Here is a 19,942-nt window from a genome sequence, read left to right as displayed (position 1 = left end):
CGCCGGCGCCCTCGGCGCCCCGACCGACCCAGCCGGCCCGGCTGCCCCGGCCGACCCAGCTGGCCCGGCTGGCCCGGCTGCCCCGGCAGTGCCGCCGCCCGCCACCTCTCCGGGGCCGGCCCGGGCCACCGGCGCCCACACGGTCGTCCCCGGCGACACACTGTGGGACCTGGCCGCAGCACACCTGCCCCCCGGCAGCAGCGACGCCGACGTCGCCGCCGCCGTCGTGCGCCTGCACGCCGCCCACCGCGGCGTCGTGGGGAACGACCCCGACCTGATCCTGCCCGGCCAGCGGCTCGACCTGAGCGCTGCGCTGCCCACCGCCCCGACCCCGCACCGCGCGCCCTGAGGAGGACCGCCATGACCGACCCGACCCGACGTCGCCGCGGCACCGTGACCGCCCTGCCGGGCCCGCGCCCCGTCGTACCCCTGCGGGCCAGCCTGCAGGGCACCCTGGCGCTCGACCTGGTGCCCGAGATGGACCCGCCCGCCGCCCCGCGACGACGCCCCCGGGAGGCGGGCGTGGCGCCCGCGGCCGCCCGTCCCGGCGCGGGAATGCCCGGCGACGCCGACCTGCGCACGCGCCGCGACCTGGAGCGCTGGGCGCACCGCTACGTGCAGGCCGCCGTCGAGATCGCGGGCGGAGACCGCCCGGCGACCCAGCTGCTGCGCTGGACCGCGCGGGCGGTCTACCTCGACCTCGAGCGCCGCGGCCAGCTCGTCGCGCGGGCCAGCGTCCACCACGGCGCGGGCCGCAGCCGCTCCACGGTGCGCCCGCACGTGCTGAGCGTCCACGTGGGGTTCGTCGGGCCCGGCACCGCCGAGGTGTGCGCCCACGTGCGGTACGGCGGTCGCTCCCGCGCCGTCGCGGCCCGCTTCGAGCGTGCCGACGAGCGGTGGACCTGCACGGCGCTCGAGTTCGCCTGACCACCCGTTGCGCCGCAGGACGCGACGAGCGCCGGGCCCCCCGTGGGGACCCGGCGCTCGTCGTCGGTGTGCGTGCTGGTGCGTCAGCCGTTGACGCGGGCGGTGAGCCCCGTGGGGCCGCCCTGCGCGCCGTGGCAGCGCTTGTACTTCTTGCCCGAGCCGCAGGGGCACAGGTCGTTGCGACCGGCGTCGGCGTACGGGTCGTCCGCCTTCGTCACGGCCTCCCGCTGGATGACGGCCTCGCCGTCCTCCGACGGGGCCGTGTAGGTCAGGCCCTGCGGCTTGCGCGACGGCTCGAGACCCTTGGCCCGGATGATGGGCTGGCGCTTGGTCAGCTCCACCGCACCGGCGAGGGCCGGGTCGGTGACGACCTCCGCCTCGGCCTCGGCGGGCGCCTCGGCCGGGGCCTCCTCGACCTGGACGTCGAGGTTGAAGAGGTAGCCGACGGCCTCCTCCTTGATGCCGTCCATCATCGCGCCGAACATGTCGTAGCCCTCGCGCTGGTACTCCACCAGCGGGTCGCGCTGCGAGTACGAGCGCAGGTAGATGCCGTCGCGCAGGTAGTCCATCTCGTAGAGGTGCTCGCGCCACTTGCGGTCGAGCACGGTCAGCACGACGCGCCGCTCGAGCTCGCGCACGACCTCGCCGCCCACCTCGGCCTCGCGGGCGTCGTACGCCGCCAGGGCGTCCTTGGCCAGGTCGGCCGCCAGGTCCTCGCGGCTCATGCCCGCGCGACCGCCGGCCTTCTCGACGAGCTCGTCCGCGTCGAGCGAGACGGGGTAGAGCTGGCGCAGCGCGGTCCACAGCGCCTCGAGGTCCCAGTCCTCCGGGTACTCCTGCGTGGCCGACATGACGTAGCTGGTGACGGTGTCCTCGATGAAGCCGCGCACCTGCTCGGAGAGGTCCTCGCCCTCGAGCACCTGGCGGCGCTCGCGGTAGATGACCTCGCGCTGGCGGCTCATCACGTCGTCGTACTTCAGGACGTTCTTGCGGGACTCGAAGTTCTGCGCCTCGACCTGGCCCTGGGCGTTCGCGATCGTCTTGGTGACGCGCTTGGCCTCGATCGGGACGTCGTCGGGCACGCGCATCACGGTCATCACCCGGTCGACCCACTCCGCCTTGAACAGGCGCATGAGCTCGTCCTCGAGGGAGAGGTAGAAGCGCGACTCGCCCGGGTCGCCCTGACGGCCGGAACGACCCCGCAGCTGGTTGTCGATGCGGCGCGACTCGTGGCGCTCGGTGCCGATGACGTAGAGGCCGCCGAGCTCGCGGACCTCGTCGTGCTCGTCGGCGACCTGCTTCTTGATGCGCTCGAGCGTCTCGGGCCACGCGGCCTCGTAGGCCTCGTTGTCCTCGACCGGGTCGAGACCCTTCTTGCGCAGCTCCGCGTCGGCCAGGAACTCGACCGAGCCGCCGAGCATGATGTCGGTGCCGCGGCCGGCCATGTTCGTCGCGACCGTGACGGCGCCCTTGTGGCCCGCCTGGGCGACGATCTTGGCCTCGTCGGAGTGGAACTTCGCGTTGAGGACCGAGTGCGGGATGCCGCGCTTCTTCAGCATCGACGACAAGAGCTCGGACTTCTCGACCGAGACGGTGCCGACGAGGATCGGCTGGCCCTTGAGGTGGCGCTCCTCGATGTCGGCGACGACGGCCTCGTACTTCGCCTTCTCCGTGCGGTAGACGAGGTCGGGCTGGTCGATGCGCTTCGGCGGCTTGTTGGTGCGGATGGGCACCACGCCGAGCTCGTAGATCTTGTCGAACTCGGCGGCCTCGGTGAGGGCCGTGCCCGTCATGCCCGAGAGCTTCTCGTACTGGCGGAAGTAGTTCTGCAGCGTGATGGTGGCGAGCGTCTGGTACTCCTCGCGGACCTTCACGCCCTCCTTCGCCTCGATCGACTGGTGCAGGCCGTCGTTGTAGCGGCGGCCCGACAGCATGCGGCCCGTGTGCTCGTCGACGATGAGCACCTCGTCGTTCGCGACGACGTACTCCTTGTCGCGGTGGAACAGCTCCTTGGCCTTGATCGAGTTGTTGAGGAACGAGATGAGGGGCGTGTTCGCCGCCTCGTAGAGGTTCTCGATGCCGAGGTGGTCCTCGACCTTGGTGATGCCCGGCTCCAGGACGGAGATGGTGCGCTTCTTCTCGTCGACCTCGTAGTCGACGTCGCGGTGCAGCTTCTTGACGATGCGCGCGAACTCGCCGTACCACTTCACCTCGTCCTGCGTGGGGCCCGAGATGATGAGCGGCGTGCGGGCCTCGTCGATGAGGATCGAGTCGACCTCGTCGACGATGGCGAAGTTGTGGCCGCGCTGCACGCAGTCGGCCACCGAGGTCGCCATGTTGTCGCGCAGGTAGTCGAAGCCCAGCTCGTTGTTCGTCGCGTACGTGATGTCGCAGTCGTAGGCCTCGCGGCGCGCCTCGGGACGCATCGACGGCAGGATCACGCCGGTCGTCAGGCCGAGGAAGTGGTGGACGCGACCCATCCACTCCGCGTGGTACTTCGCGAGGTAGTCGTTGACCGTCACGACATGGACGCCCTTGCCCGACAGGGCGTTGAGGTACGTCGGGAGGGTGGCGACGAGCGTCTTGCCCTCACCGGTCTTCATCTCGGCGATGTTGCCGAGGTGGAGCGCGGCGCCGCCCATGAGCTGGACGTCGTAGTGGCGCTGGCCGATGACGCGCTTGGCGGCCTCGCGGACCGTCGCGAACGCCTCGGGCATGAGGTCGTCGAGGGTCTCGCCGTTCTCCAGCCGCTTCTTGAAGTCGGCCGTCTGGCCCTGCAGCTCCTCGTCGCTCATCGCGACGTAGTCGTCCTCGATGGAGTTGACGGCGGAGGCGACGGCTTCGAGCTGTCGGATGATCTTGCCCTCGCCGGCTCGCAGCAGCTTGTCGATGATCGCCACGGGATGGAACTCCTGGTCAGGTTGCGGTAGGTCGCTCGCAGGCGTCGCGGGGCGCGACGGACGCGCCCGCCATGCTACCCGCGCCGCTCACCCCGCCCCGCAGCCGCACCGACGACCGCGGCGAGGGCGGGGGCGAGGTCGCCGCGGTCCCCCACCAGGACCCGGGCCAGGCCCAGCCAGGCCGCCAGGTCGTCGAGGGTCGCGGCCAGCTGCTCGGCCGTGTCGGCCGGCGCGCCCGGCTCGGCGAACGCGGCGTGCACGAGCAGGCGCCCGGCACCGCCGTCCGCGCCGCGGTCGGCCTTGAGGTCGACGCGGCCCACGACGCGGTCACCGAGCAGGAAGGGCAGCACGTAGTAGCCGTGCACCCGTTGGTCGGCCGGGACGTAGATCTCGATGCGGTAGTGGAAGTCGAACAGTGCCTCGGCCCGGGGCCGGAACCACACGACGGGGTCGAAGGGGCTCAGCAGGGTGCGCGCGGCGACCCGGCGCGGCAGCGCGGCCTCGTGGTGGAGGTACGTCGGCGCCTCCCACCCGCGCACCCGCACGGGCTGGAGCTCCCCCGCCTCGACCAGCTCGGCGACCGCCCGCGCGGTCGGCGCGATCCGCAGGCGGAAGTAGTCGGCCAGGCAGGCGGTGCTCCCCACCCCGTGGCTGCGCGCCGCGCGGCGCACGAGCTCGCGCACGGCGTCCGCCTCGTCCGGCACCGGCGCGGCCAGGACGGCGGCCGGCAGCACGCGTTCGGGCAGGTCGTAGCGCCGCTCGAACGACACGGTCCGACCCGCCACCGCGAGCTCGCCCGTGCGCATCAGCATCTCCAGCGCCCGCTTGGTGTCCGACCAGTTCCAGCCCCAGTGGTCCTTGCGGCGCGGGGCGCCCTCGTCGATCTCGCGCGACGTCACGGCGCCGCGGTCCGCGACCTCGGCGAGCACGCGTCGTACCAGGTCGGGGCGCTCGACCCCGATGCCCTCGCGCGCGTACCGCTCCCGCCACGCGGCCCGACGCAGCTCCATGAGGGGCCACAGCTCGACGGGCACGTACGCCGCCTCGTGCGCCCAGTACTCCACCACCCGGCGGGGCGCGCGGGAGGCCGCGCGGTCGAGCATCCGGACGTCGTAGGCGCCCATCCGGGCGTACAGCGGCATGTAGTGCGCGCGCTGGAGCACGTTGACGGAGTCGATCTGCAGCAGCCCGGTACGGCGCAGCACGCGGTCGAACGTGCGCAGGGTCGGCGTGGCGTGCCGGCGGTCGGTGAAGCCCTGCGCGGCGAGGGCGACGCGGCGGGCCTGGGCGGCCGACAGCTGCTCGGGACGGACGCTCACGGGGGTGGGTCGAGCAGCTTCTCGCGCACCGCGTACATCACGGCCTCCATCCGCGAGTGCAGCTGGAGCTTCTCCAGGATGTTGCGCACGTGGTTCTTGACCGTGTTCTCGGAGATCTCCAAGCGCTTCGCGACCTCGCGGTTGTTGATGCCCGTCGCCACGAGCCGCAGCACCTGCAGCTCGCGCTCGGTCAGCTTGAGGTTGGCCGAGGGGGTGCGCTCGCCCTGCGACATGTGCTTGAACTCGTCGAGCAGCTTCACGGCCATCGAGGGACTGATGAGCGACTGGCCGTCGGCGACCACCCGCACCGCCTGGGCGACCTCGTCGATCGAGGAGTCCTTCAGCAGGTAGCCCGAGGCGCCGCTCTTCACCGCCTCGTAGAGGTCGGCCTCCTCGTCGGAGACCGTCAGCATGATGATCTTGGCGGCCGGGACCGCGTCCTTGATGGCCTTGCAGGCCGCGATGCCCGAGCCCTTCGGCATGCGGACGTCGAGGAGGACCACGTCCGGCGTCGTGCTCGTCGCCAGACGCAGGCCCTCCTCGCCGTCGCCAGCCTCGCCGACCACCGTGATGCCGCCGTCGACGCCGAGGAGCATCGTCAGGCCCCGGCGGAACAGCTCGTGGTCGTCGACCACCAGCACACGCACGGGCGCGGCCTCGGGATCAGGCCCCGGGGCCCGGGCGGAGGTGGTCACGCGCGGCATCCTCGCACGGGCGGCGGGTTCAGCCCCCGGCGTGCCCCGCCGCGACGACGCTCGGGTCCACCTCGTCGAGGCCGTGGCCCACGTCGAGGGCGATCACGCCGTAGTCGTAGCCGCGCCGCCGGTACACCACCGACGGCCGGTCGTTCGCCTTGTCGACGAACAGGTAGAAGTCGTGGCCGACCAGCTCCATCTCGTAGAGCGCCTGGTCGAGCGTCATCGGCTCCGCGGGGTGCACCTTCTCGCGCACGACGAGCGGCCCGTCGCCCTCGACGGTCAGGGGACCCACCTGGTGGCGCTCCGCACCACCGGCGGCGACCGGCTCCTCCACCGGCTCGGGCACGAGCGGCTCCACCGCCGTGGCGGCCAGCGCCTGGGCGACCGACACCGGCTGGTGGCGCCCGCGGTGGATGCGGCGGCGGTCGGCCGCCTTGCGCATCTGCGACGCCATCTTGTCGAGCGCCAGGTCGAGCGCCGCCATCTTGTGGTCGGCCGCGGCCTCCGCCCGCACCACCGGACCCTTGGAGAACGCCGTGAGCTGGACGCGCTCGCACCTCTCCGCCTGGCGCGGGTTCTTCTCCGTCGAGACCTCGACCTGCATCCGGATGATGCGGTGGTCGTGCTTCTCGAGGCGGGACAGCTTCTCCTCGACGTGCGAACGGAATCCGTCCGTCACCTCGCAGTGCCGGCCGGTGACCACGATGTCCATGCGGAACCTCCTGGTGGTGGTGTGTCAGTCTCCGGGGCGACCGCCTCGCGGACGCACGCGCGGGCCACCGTCGGCGCCGCGCTCCCGGTCGGTGGACGGGGTCCGCGCGCCCGCACCAGGTGCGGGGGCCGTCGGCGGGTCGGCGGCCGTCAGCGGCTCGCCGGCGGGCCGGGGTCGCGCCTGCGGGCAGGCGCGGCGTGCCGGGGCGACGCGAGGTCGGACCCGGACGGACTCCATGGGGAGACGTTAGTCGGCGCCCCCACCCCACGGAAGGGAACGCGCCGCCCGATCACCCCCGGCCGGTCACCGCGGCGCCACCCCGCCGTGGGGTGGACGTCACCGTCGCCGCGACCAGCACGGGTACGCCGACCGCGGCCAGCGCGCGCGTCGCCTCGACGAGCGTCGAGCCCGTCGTGACGACGTCGTCGCACACCACCACCCACGCCCGGGGGCAGGCGCGCTGGGAGCGGGCGAGGCGCGGGCTGGGGCAGTGCATGGTGCCCCGCAGGTTGCGCTGGCGCTCGAGCGCACCGAGCTCGCCCTGGTCGCGCGCCCGGCCCGCGACGAGCAGGTCGACGGTCCGGACGTCCCACCCGCCGCCCCGCAGACGGGCCGCAGCGCCGCGCACGAGCGCCCGGAGCGGGTCGTGGCCCCGCCGCCGCGCGGTGCCGGGCCGGGACGGCACCGGGCACAGCAGGAGCCGCCCGGCCGGTGGCGCGGGCGCCGTACCCGGGATCGCTCCCGGGTCGAGCGCTGCCGTCGCGCCGGCGGCGACCGCCCCGGCGAGGAGGTCCGCCAGCGGCCGCCGCAGACCCAGCTGGGCACGCTCCTTGTGACCCACGACGAGCGCGCGCGGCAGGTCGACGTGCGGCGCCGCCGACCAGACCGGGCCGAGGCCGCGGGGCCACGGCCGCACGACGGCCGGGGCGGGCGGCACGGCGAGGGTCGCCCGGCAGGCCCGGCAGACCAGCCGCCCCGGACGCCCGCAACCCAGGCACGTGCTGCCGGCGACCAGGTCGACGACCGCGTCGCCGAACCACCCCGGGCGCGCCTCGGTGGCGCACGGCGGGCCCGGCGGCGCCGGCGGGGCTGGAGGACGGTCCACGACCCCGATCCCACCACCGCCCGGGCGCCCGGGCCACCGCCGCCGCGGCCGCCTGTGGAGGACCGGGACCGGTCAGCCGACGTAGGTCAGGGCGGCGACGTCCGGGACGGCGTCGACGCCGGTGATGCGCTCCCCGTCGTACGCCTCGACGCCACCGGGGCCGACGAGCAGCAGGTCGCTGCCCGGGGCGCTGGAGGCGACGAGGCGCTGGGCGGTGGTCACCAGGAGCGTCGTGGTGCCGGAGTCCACCGGCGCCCCGTCCACGGGCAGCTGGCGCAGCTCGACGAGGTCGTCGCCGAGCCCCGTCAGCACGACGAGACCCGTCGGCGAGCGCCAGCCGACGTCGCGCACGACGCCGGTGGTGACCGGGGCGGCGGTGCCGGCGTCGGTCGTGCCCGGGGCCGTCGCGCTCCCCTCCCGCAGGTCGAGCACGGTGGTGCCCGGGACGACGCCCACCACGCCGCCGCGCTCGTCGTACCGCACACGGGAGACGACGACGCGCTGCTCCCCCGGCTCCCCGACGACGGCCACGAGGCGGGAGCCGTCGCGCGAGACGAGCAGCCGCGTGGCGCGCTCGCCGGTGACGCCGGGGACGGCCACCGCCTCGACGCTGCCCTGGTTGACGACGCGCACCCGGGCCCGGTCTCCGCCGTCGAGCACCCAGGTGCGGTCGGCGAAGTCCCACGCGAGCACCGCCTCGCCCGCCGCGGGGACCTCGACGGGGGCGGTGTCCGGCTCGTCGAGCGCGGTGAGCAGCACCCGGTCGCCGACCTGCCCGGCCACGCGGTCGCCGTACAGGTTCACCGACAGGGTGCGCACGCCCGCGGCCTGCAGCGCCTCCGTGCCCGGGACGGCCTGCACCCGCCGCTCGCGCACGCGGACGACCGCGCCCTCGGGCGTCAGGCCGAAGAGGTCGGGGTCGGCGCCCACCGCGCCGGGGCCGAACCGCTCGCCGGCGCCGATCGCGAAGGAGTCCTCCCCGTCGGTCACCCGCAGCGGGACGCCGTCGACGCTGACGCGGACGCGGGCCACCGACGGCAGCTGCCGCAGCGTCCACGCCAGCTGGGCGACCATGGGCTCGCTGAGGCCCTCGGCGAGGGCGGCCGTCGCGTCGCCCTCCTCGCCGTCCCCGTCCGCGGGCAGGCGCACGTCGGCGACCCCGGTGGGCGAGACCTCGACCGACAGCCCCGGGTGCGCCGCCGACCCCAGCGCCGTGGTCACCACGCCCTCGCTGCCGGACGGGGGGCCCTGGAGCAGCGCGGCCACGGTGCGCGCCGGCAGCTGCGAGCCGCCGGGCAGGAACACCGGCGTCGGCACGAGGATCCGGCCCGAGGGGTCGAGGAAGTAGAGGTCGACGGCCTGGTAGCGCGCCTCGAACCACGACCGCGGCACCACGAGGGCGTCCGGCAGCGCCGCGATCCGCCACTCCCCGTCCTCGGGCGCGAGCTCGAACGTCAGCGACCGCGACGCCGACGCCGGGTCGTCCACCCACTGGCCCCGGGCGTCGAGCTCGGCGGCGCCCTCGAGACGCGTCGTGACCCGGGAGCCGCCCGTCGGCCGCCCGAGGTCCTCGTAGACGATCGTGCGGTCCTCCGGCGTCCAGGAGCCGGCGGCCTCGGCGGTGAGGAAGGACCGGGCCACGCTGGTCTGGCGCGAGGTCGCGCGCATGGCGCCCAGGAAGTGGGCGACGATCTCGTCGGGCGACTCGCCCGGCGTGGGCCCCGGGGGCACGTAGTCGAGGCCCGCCGTCGCCTCCTGCCCCGGCCGCTCCGTCGGCACGGTCACCTCGCCCGAGTCGGGCAGACGGACGCACCCGGCGGCCAGCGCCAGGACCAGCAGCACGGCGGGCAGCACGGCCGGCACCCGTGCGGCGCACGCCGCCACCCGCCTCACCGGGCCGGCTCCGCGTCGGCGGGCAGCAGCGGGATGGGGCTGTGGCGCAGCTGGTCCCCCGCTCGGCGGGGCACCGTGAGACGGAACTGGGAGCCACCGCCCGGTGTGCCCCACGCCTGCAGCCACCCCCCGTGCAGGTGGGCGTCCTCGAGCGCGATGGACAGGCCGAGGCCGGTACCGCCCGTCGTGCGGGCGCGCGCGGGGTCGGCGCGCCAGAACCGGTTGAACACCATGGCCGACTCGCCCGGCGCGAGGCCGACGCCGTGGTCGCGCACCGCGATGGCGACGCTGTGGTCGTCGGCGTCGACCGAGACGACGACGTCGCGGGACTCCGCGTGGTCGATGGCGTTGGTGACCAGGTTGCGCACGACGCGCTCGATGCGGCGCGGGTCCACCTCCGCCCGGCACCGGCGGGCCGGCTCCACCACGCGGACGTGCACGCCGGAGCTGAGCGCGAGGCTCGCGGTCTGGTCGACGACGCGGCGGGCCACCTGGCGCAGGTCGACGTCCTCCACCTCCAGGGCGACGGCTCCCGCGTCGTACCGGCTGATCTCGAGCAGCTCGCCCAGGAGGCGCTCGAACCGGTCGAGCTCGACCTGCAGCAGCTCGGCCGCCCGCGCCGTCGGCGCGTCGAAGTCGCCCCGGGCGTCGTGGAGGACGTCGCCCGCCATCCGCACCGTGGTGAGCGGTGTGCGCAGCTCGTGGGAGACGTCCGCCACGAAGCGGCGCTGCACGCGGCTGAGCTCCTCCAGCTGCTGGATCTGGCGCTGCAGGTTGGAGGCCATCTGGTTGAACGACGACGCGAGGCGACCCAGGTCGTCCTCGCCCGTGACCCGCAGGCGCTCCTGGAGGCGACCCGACGCCAGCCGCTCCGCGACGCGCCGGGCCATGCGGATGGGCGTCACCACCTGGCGGGCCACGACCCACGAGACGCCGCCGATGAGCACGACGAGCAGCGCTGCGGCCACCACCGTCGACCGGGCGACGAGGGCCAGCGTCTCCTCCTCCTGGGTGAGCGGGAAGAGGAAGTAGAGGGTGTAGGGGCCGTCGTCGGCCGGGATCCGCACCTGGGTGCCGACCACGATCGCCGGCGCCGACGTGGAGCCCCCGTCGTCGTCGGGCACCGGCATCCGCGTCCACGTCCACGCGAGCTGGCCGTCGGAGAGGAAGTGCTCGCGCAGCGAGGTCGGGATGCTGGCGGCGTCGACCCCGGGCGAGGAGACCGACCCGACCTCGTCGAGCGGCTGGCCGAGGGCCACGTCGGAGCGCACGAGGAGCACCTCGTAGCCCCGCACCGCGCCGCGCTGGTTGAGCGGCGCCGCCACCTGGTCGAGCTGGGCGGCGACGTCGAAGTCCGAGCCCGACGACGTGAGGAGGCGCTCGCCCGCCTGCGTCGTCTCGTCCTCGGCCTCGGCGGTGGCGGCCTGCACGCGGCTGTCGAGCAGCCCCTCGCGGATCTGGGCGACGAGCAGCCAGCTCACGCCGCCGACGACGAGACCCGAGAGCAGCACGGTGCTGACCACCACGCGCGCGGCCACGGAGCGTCGCCACACCGTCAGCGCGCGGGCCAGCGCGGCGGTGACGTCGCGCCCCCGGGGTCGGCGCCGTCCCGGCCTCAGCACCACGCGCTCCGGGCCCGGCCGGGGTGGGAGCGGGTCAGGACGGACCGGCCTTGTAGCCGACGCCCCGCACCGTCAGGACGATCTCGGGGCGCTCGGGGTCGTGCTCCACCTTCGAGCGCAGCCGCTGCACGTGCACGTTGACGAGGCGGGTGTCGGCCGCGTGGCGGTAGCCCCACACCTCCTCCAGCAGGACCTCGCGGCTGAACGCCTGCCACGGCCGGCGGGCCAGGCAGACGAGCAGGTCGAACTCGAGCGGCGTCAGGTTGATCGGCACCCCGCCGCGGGTCACCTGGTGGCCGGCGACGTCGATCGAGAGGTCGCCGATGCCGAGCGTCTCCTGGGTGGGGGCCTCGGCGCGGCGCACGCGGGCGCGGATGCGCGCCACCAGCTCCTTCGGCTTGAACGGCTTGACGACGTAGTCGTCGGCGCCCGACTCGAGACCGACCACCACGTCGACGGTGTCGCCCTTCGCGGTCAGCATCACGATCGGCACGCCCGACTCGGCGCGCACCTCCTTGCAGACGTCGATGCCGTCCTTGCCGGGCAGCATCAGGTCCAGCAGCAACACGTCCGGGCGGAACTCCCGGAACGCGTCGAGCGCCTCGTCGCCACGCAGGCACACCGCGGACTCGAAGCCCTCCTGGCGCAGCACGATCGTCAGCATCTCGGCCAGGGAGGCGTCGTCGTCGACGACGAGCACGCGGCCACGGCTGTCCGCCTCGGCCGGCGCGCCCGCGGCCACGCCTCGTTCGTTGGTCACGACCACCAGTATGACGGCGCCGGAACGGCGACGGCACCGCCGTACCCGGGTGGTCCGGGACGACGGTGCCGTGCGCGTGCGAGCCGAGGGCCCCGAGGGGCCCGGTGGCTCAGTAGCGGTACTGGTCCGACTTGTACGGGCCCGCGGCGTCGACGCCGAGGTACGCCGCCTGCGCGTCGGTGAGCGTGGTCAGCTCGACGCCGAGCGCCGCGAGGTGCAGGCGCGCGACCTCCTCGTCGAGGTGCTTCGGCAGCACGTAGACGCCGACCGGGTACTCCTCCGGCTTGGTGAAGATCTCGATCTGCGCCAGCACCTGGTTGGTGAAGGAGTTCGACATGACGAACGACGGGTGGCCCGTCGCGTTGCCGAGGTTCATGAGGCGACCCTCGGACAGCACGATGATCGAGCGGCCGCCCTGGCCCTCCGGGAAGGTCCAGACGTCGACCTGCGGCTTCACGTTCTTGCGCTTGACGCCCTCGAGGGACTCCAGGCCGGCCATGTCGATCTCGTTGTCGAAGTGGCCGATGTTGCCCAGGATCGCCTGGTGCTTCATGCGCGCCATCTGCTCGACGGTGACGACGTCCTTGTTGCCGGTCGCCGTGATGATGATGTCGGCGACGTCGATGACGGAGTCGAGCGCGGCGACCTGGTAGCCGTCCATCGCGGCCTGCAGCGCGCAGATGGGGTCGATCTCGGTGACGATGACGCGGGCGCCCTGGCCGCGCAGCGACTCCGCGCAGCCCTTGCCGACGTCGCCGTACCCGCAGACCACGGCCACCTTGCCGCCGATGAGGACGTCGGTGGCGCGGTTGATGCCGTCGATGAGCGAGTGGCGGCAGCCGTACTTGTTGTCGAACTTCGACTTGGTGACCGAGTCGTTCACGTTGATGGCCGGGAAGAGCAGCGAGCCCTCGCGCATCATGTCGTAGAGGCGCAGGACGCCCGTGGTGGTCTCCTCGGTGACGCCCTTGATCTCGGCGGCCACCTGGGTCCAGCGGTCCTCGCTCTCGGCGAGGGAGGCCTGCAGCACCTCGAAGATGATCCGCTGCTCGGCGCTCGTGGCGGAGGCCGGGTCGGGCGCCTCGCCCTTCTTCTCGGCCTCGACGCCGAGGTGGACGAGGAGGGTGGCGTCACCACCGTCGTCCAGGATCATGTTGGCCTTCTCGCCGTTGGGCCACAGCAGGATCTGCTGGGTGCACCACCAGTACTCCTCCAGCGTCTCGCCCTTCCAGGCGAACACGGGGACGCCGGCGGGCTCCTCGACGGTGCCCTCGCGGCCCACGACGATCGCGGCCGCGGCGTGGTCCTGGGTCGAGAAGATGTTGCAGGAGGCCCAGCGGACGTCGGCGCCCAGCGCCGTCAGCGTCTCGATGAGGACGGCGGTCTGCACCGTCATGTGCAGGGAGCCGGCGATCTTGGCACCGGCGAGCGGCTTCGCGTCGCCGTAGCGCTCGCGCATGGCCATCAGACCGGGCATCTCGTGCTCGGCGAGGGTGATCTCGGTGCGGCCGAAGTCGGCCAGGGAGAGGTCGGCGACCTTGTAGTCCATCGGATGTCTCCTCGAACGGGTGGAGCCAGGTCTGCGTCGCGCATCTGCGCTCTGTGGGTTCTCCCACGCGGACGCGGTCGAGCCTAGGACGCGTCGGGCGCCGATCCCGAATCCGCGGGGGCCGTGTCGCCGCCGTGCCCGCCGCCGTGCTCCCCGTGCCCGCCGCCGTGCTCCCCGTGCCCGCCGCCGTGCTTGCCGCGGCGGGGCACCAGGTGCAGCACCGCGACGACGATCGCCCCGACCACGAGGCCGACGACCGCGGAGGCCGCCGTGTTGGTCAGCCACCCCCCGACGGCACCGAGGGCGCCGAGGGCGTGGTGCACGTCCTCCTCGAGGTGGTGCACGAGGTCGTACGGCGCGTGCCAGCCGAGGTCGTCGACCCCGACGAGCAGGATGTGGCCGCCCACCCACAGCATGGCCGCCGTACCGACGACGGAGATGGCGGTCAGCACCTTCGGCATGGCCTTGACCATCCCGTTGCCGACGCGCTGCGCGGCGCGCGACGGGCGCTGGGCGAGGCGCAGGCCGACGTCGTCGGTCTTCACGATGAGCGCCACGACGCCGTACACGAGCGCGGTGATGCCCAGGGCGACGACGACGAGGATGGCGGCGCGCGAGAGGAACGGCTCGTCGCTCACCTCGTTGAGCGAGATGACCATGATCTCGGCCGAGAGGATGAGGTCGGTGCGGATGGCGCCGGCGACCAGCTTGTTCTCGGTGTCGGGGCCGGCCTCGACCACCTCCGGGCCGTGGCCCCCGTGGTGCCCGCCGACCTTCTCCCAGATCTTCTCGGCGCCCTCGTAGCAGAGGAAGGCGCCGCCGGCCATGAGGATCGGCGTCAGCAACCAGGGCAGGAACTGGCTGAGCAGCAGGGCCGCCGGCAGGATGATGAGCAGCTTGTTGCGCAGCGACCCCACCGCGATGCGGCGCACGATGGGCAGCTCGCGCTCGGCGGCGACGCCCTGCACGTACTGGGGCGTGACGGCGGTGTCGTCGACGACCACGCCCGCGGCCTTCACGCTGGCGCGGCCGGCCGCGGCACCGACGTCGTCGATCGAGGCCGCCGCGAGGCGCGCGAGCGCCGCGACGTCGTCGAGCAGGGCGAACAGGCCGCCGCTCACCGGTGGGCCGCCGGACGGAGGAGGGTCGTCGAGGTCGTCACGTCGAGCAGCCTAGTGCGAGGCCGTGCCGGCGCGACGGGCGTCGGGCGCCCGTCGTGCGTCGCGGCCCGGCGCCCGGGGTCAGGCGGGGACGAGCCCCAGCCCGAGGTACGCCGCGGCGTACCAGCCCTGCAGCAGCAGCGAGGCGTAGCGGGCCACCTCTCCCCCGTCGTCGTGGCGCAGCTCGACGACGCGGACGTCGTGGGCGGCCGCCACCGCGCGCAGGTGCCCGCCCTGCTCGCGGACCCGCGGGTCGTCGGACCCGTCGTCGAGCACGAGGAGGACCGGTCGGCTCGCGCCGCCGTCGCCGTCGAACGGGTCGGCGAACACGTCGCGGGGGCGGGCCGCCTCCAGCACGGGGAGCAGCTGCTCGGCGTCGCCCGCGAGCGCGGCGCGACCGGAGCCCGACCGCAGCGCCTCGGCCACGCGCCGGGCCGCGCGGGCGGCCAGCGGTGTGCCGCCCCACACCAGCGGCGCGGCGTCGGCCAGCCCGATCGCCGCCTCCTTCGCCGGGTTGCCGGCGATGTCCCGGTACGGCGAGCAGCGCACCGCCACGTCGTCGAGCGCCAGCGCCACCACCTCGGGGTCGGTGCTGCGGCCCAGGCCGGCGCCGGCGAGGAAGTCGAGGGCCACGACGGCAGCGGCCAGGGGGTCGCCGCTGGTGGTCGGCAGCAGCACCACGTCGCGCCCGGCGGCGTGGTCGGCGACGAGCGAGGCGGGCGGGCAGGCGACGAGCACGTCGGCCCCCCGTCGTACCGCCTCGGCGACGGTGCCGGCCGCGGCGACGTCGTCACCGCCGGGCGCGAGCACCACGACGAGGTCGAGGCTGCCCGTCCAGCCCGGGAGGCCCGGGGCGGACCAGGCGACGAGGGGGACGGGGCAGCCGGCCTCGAGCACGGCACGCAGCAGGCGGGCCTCGGCGCCGGCGGCCACGACCGCCCGCGGGCGGGGTCGCTCACGCGCCTCCCGGACCCGGCCGTCGACGGCCTCGGCCGCGGCCTGCGCCTCACGGCGGACCCGGGCACCGGACTCGGCGAGCGCGCGCAGCCGGGCGTCGGCGCCCGCCAGCGCCCGCTCGTCGTCGAGCCGCGACTCGTCGAACCACATCGCCGTCACCGTCCCCGCCTCGTGCGCGCCGTCTCGAGCCGTCCGTGCCCCCGCCGCCTCAGGCCGGGCGGCGCGCCTCGTCGACGAGGAGCACGGGGATGCCGGAGCGCACCGGGTAGACGAGCCCGCAGGCCGTGCAGACCAGCGTGCTCTCGTCGGAGGGGCTGCCGAGGTCGGCCGCCGCGCCCGCGGTGGTGTCGACCGCGCGCTCCTCGAGCGTGCCGTGGCACGCGGGACACACGACGATGCGCAGCAGGGTGGCGTCGACGCTCATCGGCGGATCACCGCCAGCGCCTCGTCGCGGACCCGGGCCATCGTGGCCTCGTCCTTGCCCTCCACGTTGAGCCGCAGCAGCGGCTCGGTGTTGGAGGCCCGCACGTTGAACCACCAGTCGGCCGCGTCGAAGGTGAGGCCGTCGAGCTCGTCGATCGTCACGCCGGGCTGCGCGCCGAACGTGCTGCGCAGCTCGGCCAGCACCGCCGCCTGGTCGGCGACCGTGGAGTTGATCTCCCCGCTCATCGGGTAGCGCTCGTACTCGGCGAGCAGCTCCGACAGCGTCACGTCGGTGCCGGCCAGCGCCGCGAGCGCGTGCAGCGCGGCGAGCATGCCGGAGTCGGCGCGCCAGAAGTCGCGGAAGTAGAAGTGCCCGCTGTGCTCCCCGCCGAAGACGGCGTCGGTCTCGGCCATCGTGGCCTTGATGTAGGAGTGGCCCACGCGGGTGCGGACGGGGGTGCCGCCCTTCTCCGTCACGATCTCCGGCACGGCCTTCGAGGTGATGAGGTTGTGGATGACGTTCGAGCCGGGCACCCGGGCCAGCTCGCGGTCCGCGATGAGCGCCGTCAGCGTCGAGGGCGAGACCGCCCGCCCGGTCTCGTCGACGAGGAAGCAGCGGTCGGCATCACCGTCGAAGGCGAGCCCGATGTCGGCCTGCTCGGCCACGACGCGGGCCTGCAGGTCGACGAGGGTCTCGGCGTCGATGGGGTTGGCCTCGTGGTTCGGGAACGTGCCGTCGAGCTCGAAGTACATCGGCACCATGTCGACGGCGTCGGCGCCGAGCCGCTCGAACACCGCCGGGGCCGTGAGCCCGGCCATGCCGTTGCCGGCGTCCACGACCACCTTGAGCCGGCGGCCGGTGACGGGGGCCAGCGACAGCACGTGGGCGGCGTACGCAGCGAGCACGTCGTGCTCCGTGATGCTGCCCGTGCGTGCGGCCGGCGCCGGCTCCTCGCCGGCGACCAGGTCGCGGATCTGGGCGAGGCCCGTGTCGGTGCCGATCGGCACCGCGTTGGCCCGGCACATCTTGATGCCGTTGTACTGCGCCGGGTTGTGGCTGGCGGTGAACATCGCGCCGGCGTGGCCGAGGTGGCCCGACGCGAAGTAGAGCTGGTCGGTGGAGGCGAGACCGATGAGCACGACGTCGGCGCCCTGGTCGGCCGCGCCCTGCGCGAAGGCCCCGGCCATGCCCGGGGAGGAGGGCCGCATGTCGTGACCGACGACGACCGTGGGAGCACCGGTGACCTGCACGAAGGCGGCGCCGACCCGGCGCGCGAACTCCTCGTCGAGCTGGTCGGGGACGGTGCCCCGGACGTCGTACGCCTTGAAGACGGCGGTGAGGTTGGACGGGTCGAGCGTTCCGCTGGGCGCCATGCCCCGGAGCCTAGCGTCCCGCGCGCCGACGCGGGGTCAGAGCAGGGTGGGGTCGGTGTCGAGCACCCGCAGGTGCCCGCCGCGGCGCGGCACGCCGCCGTGCCGGGGAGGTCGACCGGGGTGGTCGCTGCGGGGGTCGCGGGGGTCGAACGGGTCCAGCGGGTCCAGCGGGTCGGCGGCCCCCTGCACCGACGGCGCCGACGGGCGGCGCTCCTGGTCGAAGGGCTCGTCGCGGCCCTGCGGGCCCACGACGTGCGGCGGGCGGCTCGGGGCCGGCGCCGGACGCACCGCGGCCTCGCGCACGGCGTCGGCCAGCGCGAGGAGGTCGTCGTCGGAGGGGCCCGCCCCGACCGGCACGTTCGCCAGGCGGAGGACCTCCCAGCCGCGCGGCGCCGAGAGCCGCTCGCTGTGCTGCTCGCACAGGTCGTAGGCGTGGGGCTCCGCCGTCGTCGACAGCGGCCCGAGGACCGCGGTCTGGTCGGAGTAGACGTAGGTGAGCGTCATCGCCGCGGGACGACCGCAGGCGGTGCGCGAACAACGACGGGCGGACCTCACGGGCCAGACGGTACTCCGGGCCGCCGACGCACCCGGCTAGGCTCGCGGACGGTCGGAGGGAGATTCGCGTGGACGACCCGGTGGACGAGGCGGCGCGACCGGTGCGCCCGGTACGACGGCGCGACCGGCACGGTCGCGCCGGGCGCGGCCCCCAGGTCGGCACGGTGCCCGGCGTCCGCCGCGCCCGCCCGACGCCCGGTGCGCGCTTCGACGCCGTCGTGCTCGCGGTCGTCTCGGTCGTCGACGCCCCCTGGCACGCGCACCTCGCGGCGCTCGGGGAGCTCGAGTACGCCGTGGAGGAGATGCCGCTCCTGCCCGACGACTGGGACGACGACGTGCCGCTGGGCTCGCTCGTGCGCGCCCGGGCCGGCCAGCCCCACCGCATCGTGCTGTTCCGCCGCCCGCTGGAGCGGCGCAGCGAGTCGCGCACCGACCTCGAGGAGCTCGTGCGCCGCGTCGTCGCCGAGCTGCTGGCCGAGCTGCTCGGCACCACGCCGGACACCGTCGACCCGGGCTACGACCCCGACGCCTGACCCCGACGCCCGACCCCGACGTCCGACCGGACGGCGGGTGCCGCTCACGGCCAGGCGCGGCGCACGACCGCGACGAGGTCCTCGGGCACGGCGGGTGCGAGCGCGAGGACGCTGGTGCGAGCGCCGGCCCTCACCACGAGGGCGCCCCGCACCGTGCCACCCGCGGACTCCACGTCGACCCGCGCCGCCCCAGCCGGGAGGTCGACGGCCGCGGACGCACCCCGGGCGAGGGCGACGTCCTCGCGCAGCAGCTCCGCACCGTCCTCCGCACGCGCCACGACCGTCGCGGGCGCCGCCCCGGTCTCCTCACCGGCGTCGCGCGCCAGCACGAGGCGGGCGGTGCCCGCCTGCGGCGGGAGCAGCGCCGTACCGGTCGCGAGGGGGGCGGCGGGGACGGCCGCGACCTCGTCGGCACCCGCACCCGAGCGCAGGGTGGCCGCGACGTCCCCGGTGGAGACGACCCGCACGCCGAGCGCGCCCCCGGCGCCGTCGGCGAGACCGTCGGCGACGGCGGCGGTGAGGTCGAGCGAGGCCACCGAGCGGGGGGCCACGACGACGGGCTCGAGGCCCGCGGGCCGGTAGCCGCCGTCGGCGCCCAGCAGGTCGACCTCGACCTGCACCTGCGCGTCGGCGGGGTTCGCGACCACGAGGGTGCGGGTGGTCGACGCGTCGCCCGGCAGACCGAGCAGCGTCGTCGCCGGGGCTGCGGCCGGGAGCAGGGGGGCCCAGGCGGACCCCCCGGCGGTGCCGTCGAGCGGCCGCGTCGTCTGCAGCGCGCCCAGCGCGAGGCGCCCGCGGGTGACCTCGACCCGCACGCCCAGCTCGCCGCGGGTCGGGGCCAGGGCGCCCAGGTCGAGGCGCCGGGTCTCCCCCGCGCCGACGACGACGGAGCGGGCGGCCTCCACGTCGACGGGTCCGGTCTCCCCGAGCACCGTCACGGCCGCGACGGCCGTGCCGGCGTCCGGGTTGGTCAGCTCGAGCACCGAGGCGCGGTCGGCGCCGGCCCCGAGGCCGACGAACCACCCGCCGGTGTCGGGGGCGCGGCAGGTACGGCCGGCCCCGCCCGCGGCGTCGTACCGGGCGGCGACCAGCCCGGGGGCGGCCTCGCCGGTCGCGCGCACGGTGGTGGCCGCGCCGGTGGACCTGGTCGCGACCGCCCCGTCGGCGACGGGTACCTCGTCGCCGTCGAGCTCCACGGTCGCCCCGCCCACGGCGGGGCCGGTGGCCGCACGCACCGCACCGGCGTCGGGGACGAGGGCGTCGAGGTCGCCGCCCGTGCCGGCCGCGACGCCGGCCGAGGGACACACGACCGTGGCCGCGGTGCGCACCTGCGTGTCGGGAGCCGTCGCGGGCGGGGTGGGCGCGCCGACCCGCACGGCCGCGCCGAGCCCGAGGGCCACGACGGGGAGCACGACGGCGGCGAGCACGGCGGGGTCGAGCCGGCGGCGCCGCTCG

At 75.0% G+C, this 19,942-nt stretch carries 18 protein-coding genes; 3 read left to right on the top strand and 15 right to left on the bottom strand.

From position 1 onward, the window contains the following. A partial coding sequence (locus tag KK617_RS15645) for a LysM domain-containing protein (protein ID WP_277501064.1) occupies nt 1–349 on the top strand: 349 nt, incomplete at its 5' end. An 11-nt stretch (nt 350–360) separates the two neighbouring features. Further along, entirely contained in the window at nt 361–927 is a 567-nt protein-coding gene (locus KK617_RS15640) for an Rv3235 family protein (RefSeq protein WP_277501063.1), read from the top strand. An 83-nt stretch (nt 928–1,010) separates the two neighbouring features. On the opposite strand, the gene secA is transcribed toward KK617_RS15640, so the two are convergent. The 14 genes from secA to KK617_RS15570 all read right to left on the bottom strand — a co-directional run bounded on the left by secA (nt 1,011) and on the right by KK617_RS15570 (nt 17,954). Beyond that, a complete protein-coding gene (secA, locus tag KK617_RS15635) occupies nt 1,011–3,827 on the bottom strand; it encodes a preprotein translocase subunit SecA (protein WP_277501062.1) in 2,817 nt (938 codons plus the stop codon). Between the two features lie 74 nt (nt 3,828–3,901). Beyond that, nucleotides 3,902–5,146, bottom strand: a complete 1,245-nt coding sequence (locus tag KK617_RS15630) for a crosslink repair DNA glycosylase YcaQ family protein (RefSeq protein ID WP_277501061.1) — start codon at nt 5,144–5,146, stop codon at nt 3,902–3,904. Further along, entirely contained in the window at nt 5,143–5,850 is a 708-nt protein-coding gene (locus KK617_RS15625; protein WP_277501060.1) for a response regulator transcription factor, read from the bottom strand. Before KK617_RS15625 ends, KK617_RS15630 begins: the two co-directional genes overlap by 4 nt. Before the next feature lie 19 nt (nt 5,851–5,869). Next, the gene (raiA, locus tag KK617_RS15620; RefSeq protein ID WP_277501059.1) at nt 5,870–6,556 is read right to left on the bottom strand and encodes a ribosome-associated translation inhibitor RaiA; all 687 of its coding nucleotides are present in this window, start codon (nt 6,554–6,556) and stop codon (nt 5,870–5,872) included. A 289-nt stretch (nt 6,557–6,845) separates the two neighbouring features. Further along, nucleotides 6,846–7,661: a phosphoribosyltransferase family protein gene (locus KK617_RS15615; protein ID WP_277501058.1), complete on the bottom strand. Its 816-nt coding sequence runs from the start codon at nt 7,659–7,661 to the stop codon at nt 6,846–6,848. A gap of 72 nt (nt 7,662–7,733) precedes the next feature. Then, nucleotides 7,734–9,554, bottom strand: coding sequence for a GerMN domain-containing protein (locus KK617_RS15610; protein ID WP_277501057.1), 1,821 nt, complete (start codon nt 9,552–9,554; stop codon nt 7,734–7,736). Continuing rightward, nucleotides 9,551–11,176, bottom strand: a complete 1,626-nt coding sequence (gene mtrB, locus KK617_RS15605; RefSeq protein ID WP_277501056.1) for an MtrAB system histidine kinase MtrB — start codon at nt 11,174–11,176, stop codon at nt 9,551–9,553. The genes KK617_RS15610 and mtrB overlap by 4 nt, the downstream gene beginning before the upstream one ends. 34 nt (nt 11,177–11,210) lie before the next feature. Then, the gene (gene mtrA / locus KK617_RS15600) at nt 11,211–11,918 is read right to left on the bottom strand and encodes an MtrAB system response regulator MtrA (protein ID WP_346813303.1); all 708 of its coding nucleotides are present in this window, start codon (nt 11,916–11,918) and stop codon (nt 11,211–11,213) included. Nucleotides 11,919–12,045: 127 nt separating this feature from the next. Beyond that, entirely contained in the window at nt 12,046–13,485 is a 1,440-nt protein-coding gene (gene ahcY / locus KK617_RS15595; protein ID WP_277501054.1) for an adenosylhomocysteinase, read from the bottom strand. 83 nt (nt 13,486–13,568) lie between these two features. Continuing rightward, a complete protein-coding gene (locus KK617_RS15590) occupies nt 13,569–14,606 on the bottom strand; it encodes a DUF808 domain-containing protein (protein WP_277501053.1) in 1,038 nt (345 codons plus the stop codon). 120 nt (nt 14,607–14,726) lie between these two features. Then, complete coding sequence (locus KK617_RS15585) at nt 14,727–15,752, bottom strand: SIS domain-containing protein (protein ID WP_277501052.1); 1,026 nt, start codon at nt 15,750–15,752, stop codon at nt 14,727–14,729. A 58-nt stretch (nt 15,753–15,810) separates the two neighbouring features. Then, nucleotides 15,811–16,026, bottom strand: a complete 216-nt coding sequence (locus KK617_RS15580) for a Trm112 family protein (RefSeq protein ID WP_277501051.1) — start codon at nt 16,024–16,026, stop codon at nt 15,811–15,813. Beyond that, nucleotides 16,023–17,399, bottom strand: a complete 1,377-nt coding sequence (locus tag KK617_RS15575; protein ID WP_277501050.1) for a phosphomannomutase/phosphoglucomutase — start codon at nt 17,397–17,399, stop codon at nt 16,023–16,025. The genes KK617_RS15580 and KK617_RS15575 overlap by 4 nt, the downstream gene beginning before the upstream one ends. Before the next feature lie 36 nt (nt 17,400–17,435). Next, the gene (locus tag KK617_RS15570; RefSeq protein WP_277501048.1) at nt 17,436–17,954 is read right to left on the bottom strand and encodes a DUF3499 domain-containing protein; all 519 of its coding nucleotides are present in this window, start codon (nt 17,952–17,954) and stop codon (nt 17,436–17,438) included. Between the two features lie 68 nt (nt 17,955–18,022). Here KK617_RS15570 and KK617_RS15565 point away from each other — a divergent pair, with 68 nt between their 5' ends. Next, on the top strand, nt 18,023–18,487 hold the full coding sequence (locus tag KK617_RS15565; protein WP_277501047.1) for a metallopeptidase family protein: 465 nt from the start codon (nt 18,023–18,025) through the stop codon (nt 18,485–18,487). A 44-nt stretch (nt 18,488–18,531) separates the two neighbouring features. On the opposite strand, the gene KK617_RS15560 is transcribed toward KK617_RS15565, so the two are convergent. Next, nucleotides 18,532–19,942 (bottom strand): DUF5719 family protein (locus tag KK617_RS15560; protein WP_277501046.1); only part of this gene is annotated, 1,411 nt, incomplete at its 5' end.

The organism is Nocardioides sp. ChNu-99 (genome assembly GCF_029493445.1).
Lineage (GTDB): Bacteria > Actinomycetota > Actinomycetes > Propionibacteriales > Nocardioidaceae > Nocardioides.
Note: the sequence above shows the minus strand (reverse complement) of the source record. Positions and strands in the feature narration are given on the sequence as shown.

What these genes read in the sequence shown, in the direction of transcription:
- KK617_RS15640 (WP_277501063.1), top strand. Translation starts at nt 361, where the DNA reads ATGACCGACCCGACCCGACGTCGCCGCGGCACCGTGACCGCCCTGCCG.
- KK617_RS15625 (WP_277501060.1), bottom strand. Translation starts at nt 5,850, where the DNA reads ATGCCGCGCGTGACCACCTCCGCCCGGGCCCCGGGGCCTGATCCCGAG.
- raiA (WP_277501059.1), bottom strand. Translation starts at nt 6,556, where the DNA reads ATGGACATCGTGGTCACCGGCCGGCACTGCGAGGTGACGGACGGATTC.
- ahcY (WP_277501054.1), bottom strand. Translation starts at nt 13,485, where the DNA reads ATGGACTACAAGGTCGCCGACCTCTCCCTGGCCGACTTCGGCCGCACC.
- KK617_RS15585 (WP_277501052.1), bottom strand. Translation starts at nt 15,752, where the DNA reads ATGTGGTTCGACGAGTCGCGGCTCGACGACGAGCGGGCGCTGGCGGGC.
- KK617_RS15580 (WP_277501051.1), bottom strand. Translation starts at nt 16,026, where the DNA reads ATGAGCGTCGACGCCACCCTGCTGCGCATCGTCGTGTGTCCCGCGTGC.
- KK617_RS15575 (WP_277501050.1), bottom strand. Translation starts at nt 17,399, where the DNA reads ATGGCGCCCAGCGGAACGCTCGACCCGTCCAACCTCACCGCCGTCTTC.